Annotated in this window: 14 protein-coding genes; 8 read left to right on the forward strand and 6 right to left on the reverse strand. The window is 40.2% G+C overall.

Translation table 11 applies throughout. The annotated features are described in order from the left end of the window. Nucleotides 1-4 precede the first annotated feature (4 nt). Both AAGD16_RS13040 and AAGD16_RS13045 read left to right on the forward strand, forming a co-directional pair. A complete protein-coding gene (locus AAGD16_RS13040; protein WP_033103980.1) occupies nt 5-823 on the forward strand; it encodes a symmetrical bis(5'-nucleosyl)-tetraphosphatase in 819 nt (272 codons plus the stop codon). A 304-nt stretch (nt 824-1,127) separates the two neighbouring features. Next, entirely contained in the window at nt 1,128-3,143 is a 2,016-nt protein-coding gene (locus AAGD16_RS13045; RefSeq protein ID WP_013465904.1) for a methyl-accepting chemotaxis protein, read from the forward strand. 356 nt (nt 3,144-3,499) lie between these two features. Here AAGD16_RS13045 and rpmG read toward each other — a convergent pair whose 3' ends face one another. The 3 genes from rpmG to radC form a co-directional block, all read right to left on the reverse strand. Next, on the reverse strand, nt 3,500-3,655 hold the full coding sequence (rpmG, locus tag AAGD16_RS13050; protein WP_004587947.1) for a 50S ribosomal protein L33: 156 nt from the start codon (nt 3,653-3,655) through the stop codon (nt 3,500-3,502). Nucleotides 3,656-3,666: 11 nt separating this feature from the next. After that, nucleotides 3,667-3,903 (reverse strand): 50S ribosomal protein L28, encoded by a 237-nt coding sequence (gene rpmB / locus AAGD16_RS13055; protein ID WP_008464111.1) that lies wholly within the window; start codon nt 3,901-3,903, stop codon nt 3,667-3,669. Nucleotides 3,904-4,175: 272 nt separating this feature from the next. Next, nucleotides 4,176-4,850 (reverse strand): DNA repair protein RadC, encoded by a 675-nt coding sequence (gene radC / locus AAGD16_RS13060; RefSeq protein WP_377112257.1) that lies wholly within the window; start codon nt 4,848-4,850, stop codon nt 4,176-4,178. Between the two features lie 141 nt (nt 4,851-4,991). On the opposite strand from radC, the gene coaBC reads away from it, so the two are divergent. From coaBC to AAGD16_RS13085, 5 genes are all read left to right on the forward strand, one after another. Continuing rightward, complete coding sequence (coaBC, locus tag AAGD16_RS13065) at nt 4,992-6,185, forward strand: bifunctional phosphopantothenoylcysteine decarboxylase/phosphopantothenate--cysteine ligase CoaBC (RefSeq protein WP_377112260.1); 1,194 nt, start codon at nt 4,992-4,994, stop codon at nt 6,183-6,185. A 223-nt stretch (nt 6,186-6,408) separates the two neighbouring features. Then, nucleotides 6,409-6,996, forward strand: coding sequence for a nucleoid occlusion factor SlmA (gene slmA / locus AAGD16_RS13070; RefSeq protein WP_008113236.1), 588 nt, complete (start codon nt 6,409-6,411; stop codon nt 6,994-6,996). Between the two features lie 268 nt (nt 6,997-7,264). Further along, on the forward strand, nt 7,265-10,012 hold the full coding sequence (locus AAGD16_RS13075) for a prolyl oligopeptidase family serine peptidase (RefSeq protein ID WP_377112263.1): 2,748 nt from the start codon (nt 7,265-7,267) through the stop codon (nt 10,010-10,012). Nucleotides 10,013-10,296: 284 nt separating this feature from the next. Then, entirely contained in the window at nt 10,297-11,385 is a 1,089-nt protein-coding gene (locus tag AAGD16_RS13080) for a GGDEF domain-containing protein (protein ID WP_290172883.1), read from the forward strand. A 208-nt stretch (nt 11,386-11,593) separates the two neighbouring features. Then, nucleotides 11,594-12,472 carry a Fic family protein gene (locus AAGD16_RS13085; RefSeq protein WP_377112266.1) on the forward strand — a complete coding sequence of 293 codons (879 nt, stop codon included), beginning with the start codon at nt 11,594-11,596 and terminating at the stop codon, nt 12,470-12,472. Between the two features lie 102 nt (nt 12,473-12,574). On the opposite strand, the gene AAGD16_RS13090 is transcribed toward AAGD16_RS13085, so the two are convergent. After that, nucleotides 12,575-13,759: an NAD(P)/FAD-dependent oxidoreductase gene (locus AAGD16_RS13090; protein ID WP_368485078.1), complete on the reverse strand. Its 1,185-nt coding sequence runs from the start codon at nt 13,757-13,759 to the stop codon at nt 12,575-12,577. A 448-nt stretch (nt 13,760-14,207) separates the two neighbouring features. Between AAGD16_RS13090 and AAGD16_RS13095 the strand changes: the two genes are divergently transcribed. Beyond that, nucleotides 14,208-16,337, forward strand: a complete 2,130-nt coding sequence (locus AAGD16_RS13095; RefSeq protein ID WP_377112269.1) for a S8 family peptidase — start codon at nt 14,208-14,210, stop codon at nt 16,335-16,337. A 73-nt stretch (nt 16,338-16,410) separates the two neighbouring features. On the opposite strand, the gene AAGD16_RS13100 is transcribed toward AAGD16_RS13095, so the two are convergent. Further along, nucleotides 16,411-16,884, reverse strand: a complete 474-nt coding sequence (locus tag AAGD16_RS13100) for a peroxiredoxin (RefSeq protein ID WP_013465916.1) — start codon at nt 16,882-16,884, stop codon at nt 16,411-16,413. A gap of 74 nt (nt 16,885-16,958) precedes the next feature. Further along, entirely contained in the window at nt 16,959-18,899 is a 1,941-nt protein-coding gene (locus AAGD16_RS13105; RefSeq protein ID WP_377112272.1) for a methyl-accepting chemotaxis protein, read from the reverse strand. Nucleotides 18,900-18,997 lie beyond the last annotated feature (98 nt).

The following is an 18,997-nucleotide window of genomic DNA, read 5'->3' on the forward strand; positions in this document are numbered from 1 at the left end:
AACAATGGCCGACTACGCAATAGGTGATTTACAAGGCTGCTTTGACGAATTTAGTTTATTGTTAAAGCAAGTCGACTTTAACCCTAGCAAAGATCACCTATATTTAGTGGGTGATATTGTCGCTCGCGGCCCAGACTCTAAAGCGTGCCTTGATTATATTTATCAACATCAAGACAGCGTTAGCGTCACATTAGGCAATCATGACTTACACATGATTGCCTGTTATTTAAATAACGTTACACCTAACCCCAAAGACAAACTCACTGCACTGTTTAACAGTAGTAAACTGCCCCACTACATCGCGTTTTTACAAACTCAGCCTTTAGCGCTTTATTTAGAACAATATAATTGTTTTATTTCTCATGCAGGCCTTAACCCTGATTGGTCGTGCGAGCAAGCCATTAAGCACGCTCAATTTGCGCAGCAATGCTATGGTGCTGATAACGCTAAGTTCTTCTTAAAAAACATGTATCAGCCTCACCCGCTAAAATGGACGGAGCAACTTGATGATGCTGCTAAATTTCGTTACATCGTTAATTATTTCACTCGCATGCGCTTTATTACGCCTGATAATTTGCTCGATTTTAATGCAAAAGAAGCAACAACAAATTCATCATCACTAATTCCTTGGTTTTCTCATCCTGCCATTATGAACGCTCAACATGACCTAATTTTTGGACACTGGGCAGCACTTGAAGGCAAAACGCCCTACAACCACCTTTATGCTCTAGACACGGGTTGCGTATGGGGTGGCTCAATGACACTAATAGAACTGCAAAGTAAGCAAAAATTTTCAGAAAAATCACAACTTTTGTCTAAATAAACTGAAAAAAGTTAATACATCTGTTAAGTTTAAGAGTGGATGTTAAATTGTATAATTACAAAACATTCACAATAATGTGTAAAAAATAGCAATGCTCTTATAATTGAGTTAAACATAGACAGTAAACGAGTGTTATTGCCTACATTATTTTTTATCTTTAATAAAAGACTTAGTTTGTAATTAAGTTTTGCGGTAAATTTAGCAACTAACTATTAACAGTAAAAATTAATTATTTTTAATTACTTAACTTATTGTTGAAAGCGCCGATAAGTTTTAATAGACGTATTTTTGAATGGAAAACCATATGAATCTAACAGTGAGTCAACGTATTTGGGGTGGTTTTATATTTATCACTTTATTACTTTTAATTATTGGCGGTAACTCTTTAATAAAAATAGCAAATATAGATCGTTCAACTCAAAAAGTTAATCAGCTATCGCTTCCTGCATTAAACAAGAGCGCTCAGTTACAAGCTGAATTTATTTTGATGAGTAAAGCCGCTCAAGCTAGTTTCCATATAACATCGGCTCAAGAACTCGCCACGTTAAAAGCGCAAATAGAAGAGCAAAAACAAATATTTAATAAATTGCACCGCGAACTACAACAAGTTGTTAAAGACGATCCACAGTTAAACAAAAGCAGCCTTGAAGTTGAAAAAACCTACCAGAGCTTTTCAAATATCATAAACAGCCTGCTTAAAGATAAAAACACCCAGCTAGTGCTTAACAAAAAGCTCAAAGCGCAACTAGAAACCGTTGAGCTCGCGGCAGAAGATGCTAACTCTATGGTACTTGATATTATTGATATTGATGGTTTAGAGGATAATCATCCACGCGCTTATCAAGCAGCTAATAATCTAGAAAATAACTTTATGTCCGTGGTTACCAGCAGCACCGACATGCTAACCGTTAAAACGCTTAACACGCTCGATATTATCAAAAACGAGCAAGTGTATTACTTTGAAGAAGTCGTTCGTACCGTTTCATTAATAAAGCCGGCGATAGAGCAAAGTCACAGCAGCTTGTTTAATGACTTAAAGGGTTATGTAGATACCCTAGAGAGCAATATTTTAGGTAACGATAGCCTTTCAGCGAATAAAAAACGCCTTATTGACGCAATAAGCACAACCGAGCGTGAATTAGCAGAGTCTGAAAAAGCGACTAAAACAGCGCTTAGCCAAATTGACGAATTAGTATTACAAGCCAGTGGCGTTGCATTTACATTACAAGAAGGCGTACGTAGTGACGTAAACTCAGCTAATTTATGGACATGGATAGGTATGATCATTGCGACTATTATCGCTGTGCTTGTAGCCATCATTACGGTTAACCGTATTACTAAGCCATTAGCGGAAGTAAATCGTATTCTAGATATTGTTGCCAGTGGTGATATGACTCAACGCTTAGATGACAGCGCAAAAGATGAATTTGGTGAATTATCGAAAAGCTGTAATACCTTAATTGATAGTTTACGTAGCTTAATCACCGGTATTATTTCACGTTCAACACAACTTGCAGCCGCTTCTGAGCAAACCTCAACAATTACCGGTGAATCAAGCAAAGCAATCAGTAATCAGCAAGCGCAAGTAGAGCAAGCAGCAACCGCAACTACTGAAATGAGCAGCACATCACAAACAGTGAGTAATAGTGCACAACAAGCACTGAGCGAAATTAAAAATGCCGATAAAGAAGCGGAGCGCGTTAAAGGTATTTCAAATCAAAATAAAGCAACCATTGAGCAACTCGCCTACGAGGTAGACGAAGCATCAAGTGTTATCAATAAACTACACAAAGATAGCGCATCAATCGGTAGTATTTTAGATGTTATTCGCGGTATTGCCGAGCAAACTAACTTACTCGCACTTAATGCAGCGATTGAAGCCGCTCGTGCCGGAGAGTACGGCAGAGGCTTTGCTGTGGTAGCTGATGAAGTAAGATCACTTGCAAGTAAAACACAAGAGTCGACCCAAGAAATTCAATCTATGATTGAGTCACTACAGTCGGGCGCTGAAGAAGCGGTTAAAGCTATGGAAAAAGGTAAAGAACGCGCGGTTTCGTGTGTTGAGCAAAGTGACTTAGCCAACAGTGCACTGGATTCAATTACCCTTGCAGTATCACAAGCGCATAATGTCAGTGAAGAGATATCAACAGCAGCACAAGAGCAACAACAAGTATCACAAGAGATCAGTGAGCGCTTAGAGTCTATTGTTGCTATTGCCGAGCAAACAGCAGAAGGCGCTGTACAAACGAATATTTCAAGTTCAGAAGTGGCTAAATTAGCCGAAGAACTAAGAATATCAGTAGAGAACTTTAAAGTATAAATATCGCGCTGTAAGTAGCCTTAGAGCTACTTACAGCTCATACCCTAGTAAGTCAGCGTAAAGCCCCCTTATTCCTCTTCAGACATACTTAAACAGCTCATCCGCACTCTAAATCAACAACACCAAACAACTTAGCCCGTAAAATTATTTAATGCTCATACTCTTTATGTTTTTTAGTTATAAACTACTGATGCCATTATCTACGGAATAATTCGTGGCGCTTAACAAAAGCCAATTAGCGATTTAATTCAATGGGTATCATTACGGTGATATGGTTTCGGTGGATGATAGAGCAGATTTTAAAAACAAAAAACCCAGCATAAGCTGGGTTTTTACATTTCTGAAAGAAAACTAAATTACTTGATTTTAGCTTCTTTGAAAATCACATGTTTACGAGCCTTAGGATCGAATTTTTTGATTTCCATTTTTTCAGGCATGTTACGCTTGTTCTTGTCGGTAGTGTAGAAAAAACCAGTACCAGCAGTTGAAACTAAACGGATCTTATCGCGCATAATTCAGTTCCTTAAACTTTTTCGCCACGAGCACGGATTTCAGTAAGAACCGTGTCAATGCCTTTTTTATCGATAATACGCATACCTTTAGTAGTAGTGCGTAATGTTACAAAACGTTTTTCACTTTCAACCCAAAAACGGTGTGTTTGTAGGTTAGGTAGGAAACGACGTTTAGTCGCGTTTCTCGCGTGTGAACGGTGGTTACCAACCGCTGGACGCTTACCTGTAACTTGACATACTTTAGACATGTCTATATATCTCCAATAACTTCGCTCGAGCTTAATTTTCCCTAAGGCCATGTATTTGTGCCCTAGAGATAAATCGAAGGGCGCTCTTTATACAGCTTTTACAGGCAAAGATCAAATACTGATCTTATCCAACCAGCTCATGTGTAAATTTGATAGCGGCTAATTATAAAGATCGAATGCCCTTAGGGAAAGTAAAAACTGCATTTAAATTAAACTAATTTGCCAAAACGCACTAAACCGCTCATTTTTAGCACATATCTGAAGCGATAAACTCAAATCAGTCCCCGTTCGGCAAACGAAACACTGCTTTCACCACCAATAATAATATGATCCAACACATTTATGTCGACTAATTGCAGTGCTTGGCACAACTTATTGGTAATGAGCTTATCGGCCTGACTCGGTTCTGCAATACCACTGGGGTGATTATGTGAAAAAATCACCGCCGCCGCATTATTTTTCAGTGCCGCCTTTACCACTTCACGCGGATATACACTGGCTGCATTAATTGTGCCGTAAAATAATATTTCATCTTTTAATAAACGATTTTGACTATCAAGGTACAACACCATAAATACCTCTTGCTGCAATCCACGCATTTGCAGCGTTAAATAGTCATAAACGGCTTGTGGAGAGTTAAAAACGGCGTCGCGCACAAAGCCCTCTTGCATGTAACGCTGGCTTAGCTCAAGTACTGCTTGTAGCTGAACATATTTAGCCATTCCCAAGCCTTTTTGCGCACAAAATTCATCCATACTGGCATTAAACAAATTATGCAGGGTTTTATTTTCGTTGATCAGATGCTGCGCCAACTCTATGGCATTCATGCCGGGTAGGCCCGTGCGCAAAAATATAGCCAGCAGTTCGGCGTCAGTGAGTGCCTTTGCGCCCTTTTCTAGCAGTTTTTCTCGCGGGCGGAGCGAATTAGGCAGTGACGTTAATTGCATGATTCATCCTTGAAAGATTACTGTACTGTATAACTGTAATGCAAAATCAAAAATTAGCGCGATAAAACGCATTTTATCTTAGCTGTCACGCTCAAGATTTGTTATTTTAGCCACCATATTTTATAAAATTGATGAACAACCATGATTAATTTAACAAATAAAAAAATAGTGCTGGGTATTAGCGGTGGAATTGCAGCGTATAAATGTGCTGAACTCGTAAGACGCTTAAAAGACCATGGTTGTGACGTTAAAGTAGTAATGACCGAATCAGCAAAACATTTTATCACCCCGCTAACCATGCAAGCTGTGAGTGGTGAAATGGTGTCTGACTCATTGCTAGACCCATCAGCAGAAGCTGCAATGGGACATATTGAATTTGCAAAATGGGCTGATCTAATTTTAGTTGCCCCTGCTACCAGCAATATTATTGCGAAAATGGCCGCAGGGATTGCTGACGACTTGCTCACGACTTTATTACTGGCGACCCCCGCAAAAGTTGCCATCGCACCAGCTATGAATCAGCAAATGTACGCACACCTTGCAACGCAAACTAATATAGCCACTTTAAAGGCTCGTGGCGTTGCTGTTTGGGGACCAGATAAGGGTGAGCAAGCTTGTGGTGATGTCGGTGCCGGGCGAATGCTTGAACCACATGAATTAGTGAGCTTATGCACTGAGCCTGCTAAACCTGCGCTATTGGCAGGTAAAACAATTACAATTACTGCAGGTCCAACCCGTGAACCTCTCGATCCTGTTCGTTTTATATCAAATCATAGCTCTGGAAAAATGGGCTATGCACTGGCGCAAGCTGCGTTATCATTTGGCGCACACGTAAACTTAATTTCAGGCCCGGTAACTATTTCAGCACCGCAAGGCGTTAATTTAATTAATATAGAAAGTGCTGAACAGTTACTGCATGAGTCACTCAAATATGCGCCTCACTCAGATGCCTTTATTGGTTGTGCCGCTGTGGCCGATTATCGTGCAGCAAGTATCGCCACGCAAAAAATGAAAAAACAAGGCGATGAACTCACTCTTAGCTTAGTTAAAAACCCAGATGTAATAGCCGCGGTTGCAAACCTCACACAAAACCGCCCTTACACCGTCGGCTTCGCCGCAGAAACGCAGAACGTTGCTAATTACGCAAAGGGGAAACTAACCAATAAAAACCTCGATATGATTTGTGCCAACGATGTATCGCACAGTGATGTAGGCTTTAATTCTGAGCGCAACGCACTCACCCTGTATTGGCAAAATGAACAACTCGACTTACCTGAAACCAGTAAAATAGAAATAGCGGTTAAAGTGATCGAGCAGCTCGCCAAACGATTATAAAAAGGCTGGAAACAAACTGAATAAAACATTAACATGATGACGCCTTGTGACCTTTTGGTGTAATTTTACTACGCTAAAATAGCTTAACGCTTGCGCATTACTAATGTATCGCTGTAATACGTGCAAAAACACCCCATTGAGTATTGCGCGCTGTAACACTTGGCACAAAGCTGTGTTATCGCACATTTATGTTGAAAAAAATAACTATTAAAAAGGAATGTTCATGCCTGCGACAAAAAAAAGTAATCGCAAAGAGCAAATACTGCAAGCACTCGCACAAATGTTAGAAACCAGCCCAGGCCAGCGTATTACAACAGCCAAACTTGCCGCAGAAGTTGGCGTATCCGAAGCCGCTCTTTATCGCCACTTTCCTAGTAAAGCACGCATGTTTGAAGGGTTAATTGAATTTATTGAAGACACGCTGCTATCACGTATTAATCTTATTTTAGATAACGAGAAAGAAAGTAAAGCACGTGTATACAACACCCTATTACTGCTGCTAACGTTTGCCGAAAAAAACCCAGGCATAACCCGTATATTAACAGGCGACGCTCTACAGGGTGAACAAGAGCGACTTCGTGAGCGTGTACAAGGCTTGTTTGAAAAGCTAGAAACTCAATTCAAACAGATTCTTAGAGAGCGTAAATTACGTGAAGGTAAAAACTTTCAAAGTGATGAACTGACGCTAGCTAACTTTTTGCTTGCCTACGTTGAGGGTAAAATGAACCAATTTGTGCGCAGTAATTTTAGTGCACGACCTAGCGAGCAATTTGAAAAACAATGGCCAGAATTACAAAAAATTTGGTTATAAGATTCGAAGTAATACCTTGTTAGTGATGCTAACAAGGTATTAAATTAACCACTTCCACTCTTATTTTTAAAGATGCCAAACACCTCGCATCCGGTGGACCGAAAATCTAACCTTTTACCTTTTACCTTTTACCTTTTACCTTTTACCTTTTACCTTTTACCATTCATTTTTAACCTCTCATCTCTGCCCTGCTACCACTTGTCGTATCTACTCGAATTGTTATTAAAACTCGTTACAATAAAATAATGTTAAAAAACGAGAATCTATAATGAAAACACAACTCACTCTTATAGGCTGTGCACTTATTACCAGCTTAACAAGCGCCAGTGCTTTAGCTAATAAGCCACTAGAATTTAAAGATGTATTTGATTTTAAATCTGCAAAAGGCACGCAGCTTTCTGAAAATGGTCAAATCCTTTCTTTAAGTGCAACCCCTTATCGCGGGAATGCTACAGGGAAAGTCTACTCACTCAATAGCAATAAGCTTATTGCTGAGGTGGAACGAGGAACCCGTCCTACCATTAGCAAAATGGCAAACTGGGTCGCATTTACGCAGGTGCCTACTCTGCTTGAAAAAGAAACCACTAAGAAAAAAAGTGACTTAAAAAATAACTTAGTATTAGTGAACACCCAAACCGGTGAGCAGCAAAGCTTTAATGATGTAAAAGATTACGTACTAGCTAATAACGGCCAGTGGCTGGCCTATCGCAAAAATGAAAACGCTGAAGAAGACGATAAAAAGCTCGACAACGATAGCGCTATCACTGCCGACAAAAAAGATAAAAGCTATCCGCTGGTTATCATCAACTTAAGTGATAAACGCACTCATACTCTTGAAAATGCCTTTACCTATGGCATTAGTGCCACCAGCGATCAGCTATTGGTGAGTCAAAGCTATATGGATGGCGGCAATAATCAAATTACTTTATTCTCACTCGATAATTTTACCAGCACCGTATTAATTGATGAGCCTGGTGTGGTTGCTAGCAAAATAGCGTGGCACCCAATCGAAAAAACCGTTGCGTTTACCTTAGGCAACTATGTAAACGATGATAAGCGTCGTCGTCAGTACAAATTAACGCTGTGGCAAAACGACACGCTAACCACTGTGCTATCACCTAACCCAGAATGGTTAATGGGCAAAACCGCGACATTAACTTGGGCCGAAGATGGTACACGTTTATACTTTGAAAACCGCCCAAAACTCGCAGCAAAAATTAAACAAAAAGAATACACAGATGAGTCATCACTGTATGACTTTGAGGTAATTCGCGACCATAAAGGGTTAAATGTATGGCACAACAATGACGCGCAAATTAAACCTCGCGAAGAGCAGCAATGGAATGAAAATAATAAAAACCGTCATTACACGGCGGTATACCATGTAAACTCACAGCAAGTCGTTCAGTTAAGCACGCCAAATATGCCTGAGCTGTCGCTTAATACTGAGCGTGCCACTTCATTGTTAGGCTACTCAAATTTAGCGCATCTTGAAAAAGTAATGTATGGCGGTTTTTTTGCTGACTACTTTGCTGTTGATATAAACACGGGTAAACAGACTCCTATCATTAACGACTATCCATTTAGACCGAGCCTTGCGCCCAATGGGCAGTTTGCTGCTTACTTTGATAATAACCAAGTACAGCTTAAAAACTTAGGTAATAATAAAGTGAGCGTACTCAGCAAGGCGATTAACGCCACGTTTGCCGATGACAAACACGACTATCCATCCAAGCAGCCTGGTTATGGTTTTGCAGGCTGGCTGAACGATAGCAGCGAAATACTGGTTTACAGCAAATACGATATTTGGTCGTTTAACGTCAATACCAAGCAAGCTAAACGCTTAACTAATGGTAAAAAAAGTAACACGCAATACAGAGTGATCAAACTTGATAAAAACCAAGTAGCCTTTAACAACAATGATACGCTCCTGCTTTCTGCAATTAATTTACAAAGCAAGCAAAGTGAAGTGGCAAAACTTAATTTAGCAACTCTTGAAGTCACTAAATTACTTACAGGTAATAAGCGCTTTGATGTAATTAAAAAGGCCAAACATGCCGATAAATACTTATTTACTGAGCAAACCTATCAGCAATTTCCAGACATTTATCAAACAGACTCTAACTTTAAACAACCACAACGCGTAACTAACCTTAACCCTCAGATAAGCAACTTTGCTTGGGGACAAGCACCTGAACTCATTAGCTATAAAGGCTTTGATGGTGAAGATTTACAAGGGGTATTAATCAAGCCTGCCGGCTACAAAAAAGGCGATAAAGTGCCTGTTGTGGTGTACTTTTACCGCTACATGAGCCAGCGCATGTATGACTTTCCAAAAATGGAATTAAATCATCGCCCTAATTTCCCGATGTTTACCTCAAATGGCTACGCCATTTTTTTACCTGACATTCGCTTTGAAATAGGACACCCTGGTAAATCTTCAACTCAAACCATGATCAACGCCACCCAAAAGCTGATTGATTTAGGCATTGCCGACCCAGATAAAATAGGTTTACAAGGCCACTCTTGGGCGGGTTATCAAAGTGCATTTATGATCACCCAAACTGATATGTTTAAAGCAGTGGTATCGGGCGCGCCAGTGTCTAACATGACCAGTGCTTACAGTGGCATTCGCTTAAAATCTGGACTTGCACGCCAATTTCAATACGAAACAGGGCAAAGCCGTATTGGTAAAAATTTATTTGAAGCACCTGAGCTTTATATTGAAAACTCACCGGTATTTTTTGCCGATAAAGTAAACACGCCTATCTTAATTATGTTTGGCGACAAAGATGATGCGGTGCCATGGCATGAAGGCGTGCAATATTACTTAGCGCTTCGCCGCGCAGGTAAAGATGCAACCTTTTTACAATACGAAGGTGAACCACACCACTTGAAAAAGTTTCCTAATCAGGTCGATTTTTCAGTGCGTATGATGCAGTACTTTGATCATTATCTTAAAGGCAAACCGGCCGCTAAGTGGATGAAAGAAGGTGAAGCGTTTATCGAAGAGTAACCACTAGAAGTTAAAAACCCCGATAGCACTGCATGATATCGGGATTTTTAACTATGTAACTATCACCACTTTAAAGAGAGTGTCCAAAGTAATAATGTGCCCGTCAGATCTTTAGCTGAAGATCTACTCGCTATCACTGCAATGCAGAACTGTATTTTGCATACAAAAATAGCGCAAGCTAGATAACCCTTTCTTTTTGTAGTTATTTACTCGGTACTTTTATATGAGCGGGTTATGAGTAATAATCAGTTAATAAAAAAGACACAGTCTAAGAGAAATAAAGCATGCTAGATTTTTGGTACAAAGGACTACCACAGTATCCAAAAGATCATAAAGACTTTTGGCGCACACGCTTAATTGCTCATTCATTATTAACGGCAACCTGCTACTTTTTAGTTTTAACCCTACTCAACCTGTTCTACTTTCACAGTTACGATATTGCCGCCATTGATGCATTAGGCTTAGTTATATCATTAGCTATTTATGGCTGGTTTAGTAAAACTGCAAATGTAAGTGCTGCGGCATGGGCGGTTACATTTATGGTCGTTAGTTTAATAATGACATTTGTTATCTCTGTAGGTGGCCTTGCTCACTCTTTATTTTGGGCAACACTTATTCCCCCTTTTGCGTTTTTTTTAGTGGGTAGAAATTGGGGAAGCATTTTTAGCGCCATTGCTTTTTGTATTTGTGCTTACCTAACTTATAAGCAACAACAGCTAACCGTCACTATAGGGCTGGGCTCTTTATTTAATATCATTGAGGTCAGCATTGCCCATATCTTAATTTTCAGATTTTATGAAAAAACACGTTTTTCTGCATATGCGCATTTAACAACCCGTAATATAGAGATTCAACATCTCGCTGAAACAGATAAACTCACAGGGCTTTATAATAGGCAAAAATTTGATTATGCATTGTCGCAAGTCATTACCAGCAGCAAAGAAACAAAAACCACAAACTGCTTATTCATTTGTGACATTGATCACTTTAAGAAAATAAACGACGCCTATGGTCATTTAGTCGGTGATAAAGTGCTAGCTGAGTTTGCTAAACTAATTAAAAGTAGCATGCCCAACCACTCATTAATTGCACGTTGGGGGGGAGAAGAGTTTACTATTATTTTGCCAAACACCTCACTGACCAATGCATTAGCACAAGCAAACGCGTTAAAAGACTATATTTCGACACACCCTGTTGCCAACATTCAGCTAACCATAAGCATAGGGGTAGCTACCATCAGTTCTGATGATTCAGTTATTAGCGTGTTAGAACGTGCCGATGGCGCACTATACGAAGCTAAAAATAATGGTCGTAATTCAGTTTATTTTAGCGACAATAAACTAACAATAGTCGCTTCAGCTAGCCTTTTATAACTAAGGAAGGTACCCAATTAATGTATCGACACACACCAAACTAATTATAAAGAACCAATAACAGCACAAAAAACCAGACTAAAAACCCATTAAAACTGACTTTTAAACTCAGTTCGCGTATTCTTAACCCCCTGATTTGAATAACCCCTATACCAAAATGAGCAACGCCACTCCCCCCTTCTCTATTTCAGCTAGCATGACTCACAGTATGGTAAATATTAGTGAAGTTTTAGGCAAAATCAGTGCCTTATATTCTCCTGCAATGCTTGAGCACTATAAGCAACAAAAAACCGCCTCCCTGCAAATCAATAACCTTGATATTCAATCAATATCATCTGGCCTATCAACCCCAGATAGCTTATTAGCCTTGCATCGAAGCTTAATCAAAGATCTGAGTGAAAAATCGGGCAGTTATAGGCAGCAAAGTTTAGCGTTAAAAAGTGGTTTGCAAATGGCACCACAAGCAATGCGAGTACCACAAATGGTAGAGGAGTTATTTGCTTGGTTTAAAACAACCGCGCATCATCCTTTAATTAGTAGTGCAGTATGCCACTATGAATTACAGTTTATTCAACCTTTTACACAGGGTAATACTGAAATAGCGTGTACGTTGCAAACCCTGCAATTATCGCAGTGGCATTCGCTATTTTCACTAATAAACATTAACAATGTTATAGCGACAACTCGCCAACATTACTTTGAAAGCATTAACCTAAGTACCAAGTCCGGTGACTCATCCGTGTTTATTGAGTATATATTGGAAGCATTACTAGCGGCACTAAACTCATTAGAAAGTGATTTAAAATCAATAACAAAAACCAAAAAAACCCAACAACCCCCTCAAGTTAAACAGGCTGTAAATGTAGACTTACAAGCCCCCCAAGTCATCGCTTTAATTAATGTATTTACCCAAAGCGAAAAGCCATTAAACCGACAAGAGCTACAAAATAAGCTTGGATTAAAAGACCGTAAACATTTTAGAGAGCGCTACTTAAAGCCAGCCATTGATGCTGGAATTATAGAAATGACTATTCCCGAAAAACCAAATAGCAAAATGCAGCAGTATAAACTTACCCAGACGAGTTAAAAACTTAAGTTATAAACAGAGCAGGAATAAACGCCACCTCAAAGATGAAGTGGCGTGTTAATACGCTGTTTGCAGCGAAATTTTATAATTGATTAAAAACGACTACGCGTACTGCCCGGCGGCAAATCCACAGCTCCACGCATATTGGAAATTATAGCCTCCTAGCCAACCCGTTACATCGGTTACTTCGCCAATAAAGTATAAGCCTTTGGCTTTTTTAGCCTCAAATGTCTTTGAACTTAGCTCGTCGGTATCTACGCCGCCTAAAGTAACCTCTGCGGTTCTGTAACCCTCGGTACCATTTGGTTTAATTTGCCACGCATGAATATAATCAGCAAGCGCGTCTATTTGGCCATGCGTTAGTTGATTAATATTACAATCTGGAATGGCGTTACTGGCGTGGAGTATTTCTACAAAGCGTTTAGGTAGGATAGTCGCGAGGCTATTTTTCAACGATTTTTGCGCTTGTGTTTCTCGCCAATCAGCTAGCTGTTGCTTTAAATCAAGTTCAGGCAGTAAATTGATCGTTACCGCCTGACCTGCTCGCCAAAACGAGCTTATTTGCAATATAGCAGGCCCAGATAGCCCACGATGAGTAAATAAAATATTCTCTTTAAATACGGTGCCATCTTCGCTTGCAACTTCACAAGGGATACTAATACCCGAAAGCCCTTCAAAACGGTCTTTATCGTGCTGATGTAAGGTAAAGGGAACTAAAGCAGCCATAGTCGGCAATATCTTTAAGCCAAATTGCTCTGCTATTTTATAGCCGATTGGCGTAGCACCCAGTTTAGGCATGGTTAACCCACCCGATGCAACCACAAGCGACTCACAAGTAAGTGTTTCTTGTTCAGTGGTCACACTATAGCCGGTGGCTGTTTTAGCGACATTTAACACTTCGCTGCGCAGTTTAATAGTAACGCCCGCCCACTCACACTCGGTTAGTAAAATATCAACAATGTCTTGTGCGCTATTGTCACAAAATAATTGCCCGAGTGTCTTATGGTGATATGCCAAACCATGTCGGTCTACAAGCTCTACAAAGTCGTGCTGCGTGTAGCGACTTAAGCACGATTTTACAAAATGGGGGTTAGCGCATAAATAGTTGCTAGGGCTTGCATTTTCATTGGTAAAATTACAACGCCCACCGCCACTAATTAAAATTTTACGTCCTGGCTTTTTACCCATATCAAGTACTGTGACGCTTCGGCCGCGATACCCTGCTTGTGCCGCACACATTAAACCAGCGGCTCCGGCACCAATCACTATCACATCAACGTGAGTCATTTAGTTATCTCTTAAAAACTTTTGTGAATTATAACAAAGTTTCAATAATAACCAGATAGCCAGAGCGTGTTTATCTTGAGCGTAAACAGGACGAAGAAGCTTTGCTCGATTTTTACTTAGTCCACAAGGTTACAAATCGCGCGCCGCGGTTAACCTCTTCCTAGATTGAACTTATTTTAACCCGCAAAGGTCAACACGCCCTTTTGTATTGTTTTTAATTTATCAATAAAAGTTAATTAATGATAAAAAACACCAAAAAAATCTAATACATTAGGATCGTCAATAGCAATAAAACAAATACAAAACAACTGAAAGCGCACTAAATACGCGGTTATAACTAAATGAAATAGGTACATACGTATTTAATATTTCAAAATAGTTAACAGATCATTTACCTTTGTACCCGCTTTGTGGATTTTCACAAATAATAATAAAACTAAGGGTAATTATGACTTCTAATAATTCATTCAAAAAATGCGCTGTTGCGCTAACAATAAGTACACTCTTTGCTGCCAGCTCAAGCATGGCAAACCCAGCGCAAGCAATCGCACCTTCAATGGCAGAAACCTCAGCTAAGTTACAAAATCAAGGTGGTTTTGAGACTCAATTCATTATTAAATATAAGAATAACAACGATATGATGAGTACCTCAACCGCTGATGTATCACCAGCAATGATGAATAAAAAAGCGCAAAGCTTTGTAAAAAACTTCACCTCAAAAAAAGGCAAAGTTAAAGCCAAGTATGTCCGCGCAATGGCACTCAATAACCATCACGTAATGCGTGCCGATAAAAAACTCAACACCGAAGAAGCTCAGCAGTTCATGCAAGAAATGGTTAATTCGGGTAATGTTGAATATATTGAAGTCGATCAAATGTTAAAACCATTTGCGACACCAAATGACCCGCGTTATGGCGATCAATGGCATTACTATGAGCAAGCCGGTGGACTTAACTTACCAACAGCTTGGGATACGGCAACAGGCAGTGGTGTGGTTGTCGCTGTGCTTGATACGGGCTACCGCCCTCACGCTGATTTAAACGCTAATATTTTACCAGGCTACGATATGATCTCTAATCTATCAGTCGCCAATGATGGCAATGGCCGTGACAACGATGCTCGCGATCCAGGGGATGCGGTTGCAGCTGGTGAATGTGGTAATAACGGTGCACAAGGCTCTAGTTGGCATGGTACTCACGTTGCAGGCACTGTCGCTGCAGTAACGAATAACGGTGAAGGCGTTGCTGGTGTTGCTTATGACGCCAAAGTAGTACCAGTGCGTGTGTTGGGTAAATGTGGCGGTTTAACCTCAGATATTGCTGACGGTATCATTTGGGCCTCAGGTGGTAATGTATCGGGTACATCAGCAAATGCTAATCCAGCCGATGTAATTAACATGAGTTTAGGTGGTGCGGGTGCATGTAGTTCAACCACGCAAAATGCCATTAATACCGCTCGTAACAACGGCACAGTTGTTGTTATTGCTGCAGGTAACGATAACGATAATTCTGCAAACTACAACCCAGGTAACTGTAATGGTGTTGTTAATGTTGCATCAGTTGGCCGTAATGGTGGCCGCGCTTATTACTCAAATTATGGAAGTAATATTGATGTGGCAGCACCGGGTGGCGCGCAAAGCTTTGCCAATGATTCTGAAGGTGTTTTATCAACTTACAATTCGGGTTCAACAACACCATCAAGCGACAGTTATGGCTTTTCGCAAGGCACCTCAATGGCGGCTCCTCATGTTGCGGGTGTTGCTGCACTGATCAAACAAGCAAAACCAAACGCGACTCCTGATGAAATAGAAAGTATTTTAAAAACAACCACTCGTCCATTCTCTGCCACGTGTACCAGCTGTGGTACAGGTATTGTTGATGCGGCCGCTGCGGTTGCTGCAGCATCTGGTGGTACACCGCCAACAACGGGTGATAACGAACTTGTTGATGGAGAAGTCAAAACCGGTTTAAGCGGTGCGGCAAGTGCACAAGACTTTTACACTATGACAGTACCAAGTGGTGCAACCAATGTTACTTTCACTATGAGTGGTGGCACAGGGGATGCTGACTTGTATGTACGTGCAGGTAGTAAACCAACCTCAACCACTTATGATTGTCGTCCATATAAAGGTGGAAACAGTGAAGAATGTTCTATTGATAGTCCAACAGCCGGCACTTACCATGTAATGCTGCGTGGTTATTCAGCCTACAGTGGCGTGAGTTTAGTCGGTAACATTACGGGTGGTTCAACAGGTGGTGGTTCAGGTACACCTCAAGCAGGTGGCGGCACAGTGTCTGATATCACAGCAAATGCAGGTCAGTGGAAACATTACACGCTAGATGTACCGGCGGGTATGGCAAACTTTACTGTTACAACGTCAGGCGGCACCGGTGATGCAGACTTATTTGTAAAATTTGGTAGCCAGCCAACAAGCTCAAGCTATGATTGTCGTCCATATAAAAATGGTAACGCCGAAACTTGTACTTTTAGTAATCCTCAAGCGGGAACATGGCACTTAAGTGTTAATGCGTATCAAACATTCTCTGGTTTAACGCTAAGCGGTCAATACCAGCCATAAAACATCCTCTCTTTAGATAAAAAAAGCCGATACACTGTATCGGCTTTTTATTCTCTGATTAAAGTCGTCAGTGTTAAAGCGTTGCTAAAACAGCTTCAGCACTGCTTATTACAAACTCTTTGTCTTGTTCTACAAATAGACCAGTAACAACACCATTATCAACAACCATCGCGTATCGTTTTGAGCGTATTCCACCAAAGCCTGCGGTATCTTTTTCAAGCCCTAAAGCACGGGTAAAACTAGCATCACCGTCTGCAAGCATATCTATATGCTCTGCATTTTGTGACTCACCCCACGCTTTCATCACAAATGCATCATTTACCGATACACAATAGATAGCGTTAATACCTTTAGCCTTAATTTTATCGGCTAGCGCGATATATCCAGGTAAATGAGCATTCGAACACGTTGGTGTAAAAGCGCCTGGCACTGCAAATAACACGACTTTTTTATCTGCAAATAATTCATTGCTTGTCAGTGTTTGCATACCGTCATCGGTTAGCTTAGATAGACTAACTGCGGGTATTGTTTGACCTTGTTCAATCATGTTAAACCCTTTGGGTAATTACGTAGACTTTTAGCATACAGGTTAATATTTACGGTTTCGAGTTTATACCGCGATTAAACTGCATCACTGTCTAAACCCAATCCCTTTCTAATTGTTGCCATTTGCAGCTCTAGCTGCGAGCGAATATCAGACACCAACTCACTCGACTCATTTACTTGGCTTTTCATATTATGCATTGATTGGGTAAAGTCACTAAGGAAATTGCTTTGCTGTTTTGCAAGCTCCATTGCTTCAACTGCAACTGTGTTTGCCTGCTGAGCATTATTTGCGACCCCTTCAGAGTTTGCTTGAAGCTCTTGGGCATTTTCGGTTTGTAGCTGTGCATCCTCAGTTAACGCATTAATTTGTGAATAGACCATTTGAGAGTTCTCACTTAATAACGCCAGCTGATCGTTAATCTCTTTTAACGAACCTTGGGTTTGCATGGCTAATTGCCTTACTTCATCAGCAACCACCGCAAAACCTCGGCCTTGCTCACCGGCCCTTGCTGATTCTATTGCAGCGTTCAGTGCTAATAAATTGGTTTGTTCAGCTATGGTGCGAATAACCGTTATTATATTACTCACTCCTTGTACGCCGCTCAGTAACTCTTGCACACTGTGCATACCTTGTTCAATACGTTGCTGTGTATCAGAACTCGCATTAAGCATATTTTTAGCAAAACCAACACTTTGCTGCATTGCCTCATAAGTACTTTGAGCATTTTCAGCAGCTTGAGCGTTAATATGATTAACCTGCTCACCTATGTGTTGAATATTTACTAGTAAACTTTCATTTTTAACAACTTGTTCGTAGCTAGTCGCGCTTTTTGACCCTATTTTTTCTAAATGCTCACTCATTTGCTCCATGAAGTCACTAACGACACCAAGCATACTCGCTCTTTCTTGCGCCTCCAGACGCTGGCGCTCAATTAACTGGTTAAAATACTGCGCTATTTCACCAACCTCTGTTTTAGGATTATTCACTGTAATATTTTTTAACTCATTACTTTCGATTAAAAATGCAAACCCATCTCGCAGTTGCCGCAAAGGCTGTAAAACCTGTTTACGTTGCACCCAATAAACACCAAAAGCTAATATTACTAAACCACCTATTGCAATTCCAAACACCCAAAATACTTGTTGTTTAACGGTATCTTGCTGCGCTTTTAATGTTTGCTCTGCCTCAATCACTGTTTTTGATAACACGCTAATTTGTTTACGTAACTCATTCGTTCCAGAATTACGCTGCTTTGCTTGCGATAAAGTACTGCTTAAATCACGTAAATAGCGCTTAGGCCAACTAACCAACTCCGCTTTTATATCAGCAGCCAAATCCTCTGGCTCCTCATCTACAAATAAAGCAAATTCATCAACCTCAGTCATCACTCCTAAATTAGGCAACTGTGCAATTTTTGCAGCGAGTAAGTTTAAATTTTTTACGCTTTGTTGCAGGCTTTTTTCAATTTCAGTCTGGTAATCATTTAGCAGTTGATAGGTCGATAAAGATAAATTAACCACTTCACTATAATAATCACTCGCCAACTTATTGTAGCTTAGAGCATGACTACTTTGAGTTGATGCTTTTTGTACATAATTTATAAGCGATGACGCTGAGCCCGCCATTTGTCTCAGAGCATTGTCTAAAAGCGCAGTTTCGTTACCTGAGAGCTTTCCTAGTGCTCTGTATTTACCGTTAATGTCTTTATTTAGTGAAAATAGCTGTGTTGAAAGGCGCACTTCTAACTCAGAGGGAAGTACAGTTAGCTGCTGCGCTTTAAGTTGCTCAATTAAAGCTGAAGATTGCGTCAGGTATTGGCTATTGCCTCGTGCCAAGTAGTCTTCTAAAAGGCCAGCAAGATCGACCATTATGGTATTTTTTAATTGGCTATAAGCAATATCTTGTTGTTGAATTTTTAGTAATGTATGACTTGCCCATAACAAGGTAGCGGCGAGCAACACACTGGCTAACGTTAATAAAATAGCTAAAAGACGGGTAAAAAATGATACACGCATAAACATATCTCAAAAGTGACATTCATACAGAGTATTGAATTTTTATGACATTTTTATGTAAAAGACTTAATTAGGGTAATAGTCAGGTGTATTGAGAG

This window comes from Pseudoalteromonas sp. M58 (assembly GCF_042604605.1).
Lineage (GTDB): Bacteria > Pseudomonadota > Gammaproteobacteria > Enterobacterales > Alteromonadaceae > Pseudoalteromonas > Pseudoalteromonas tetraodonis.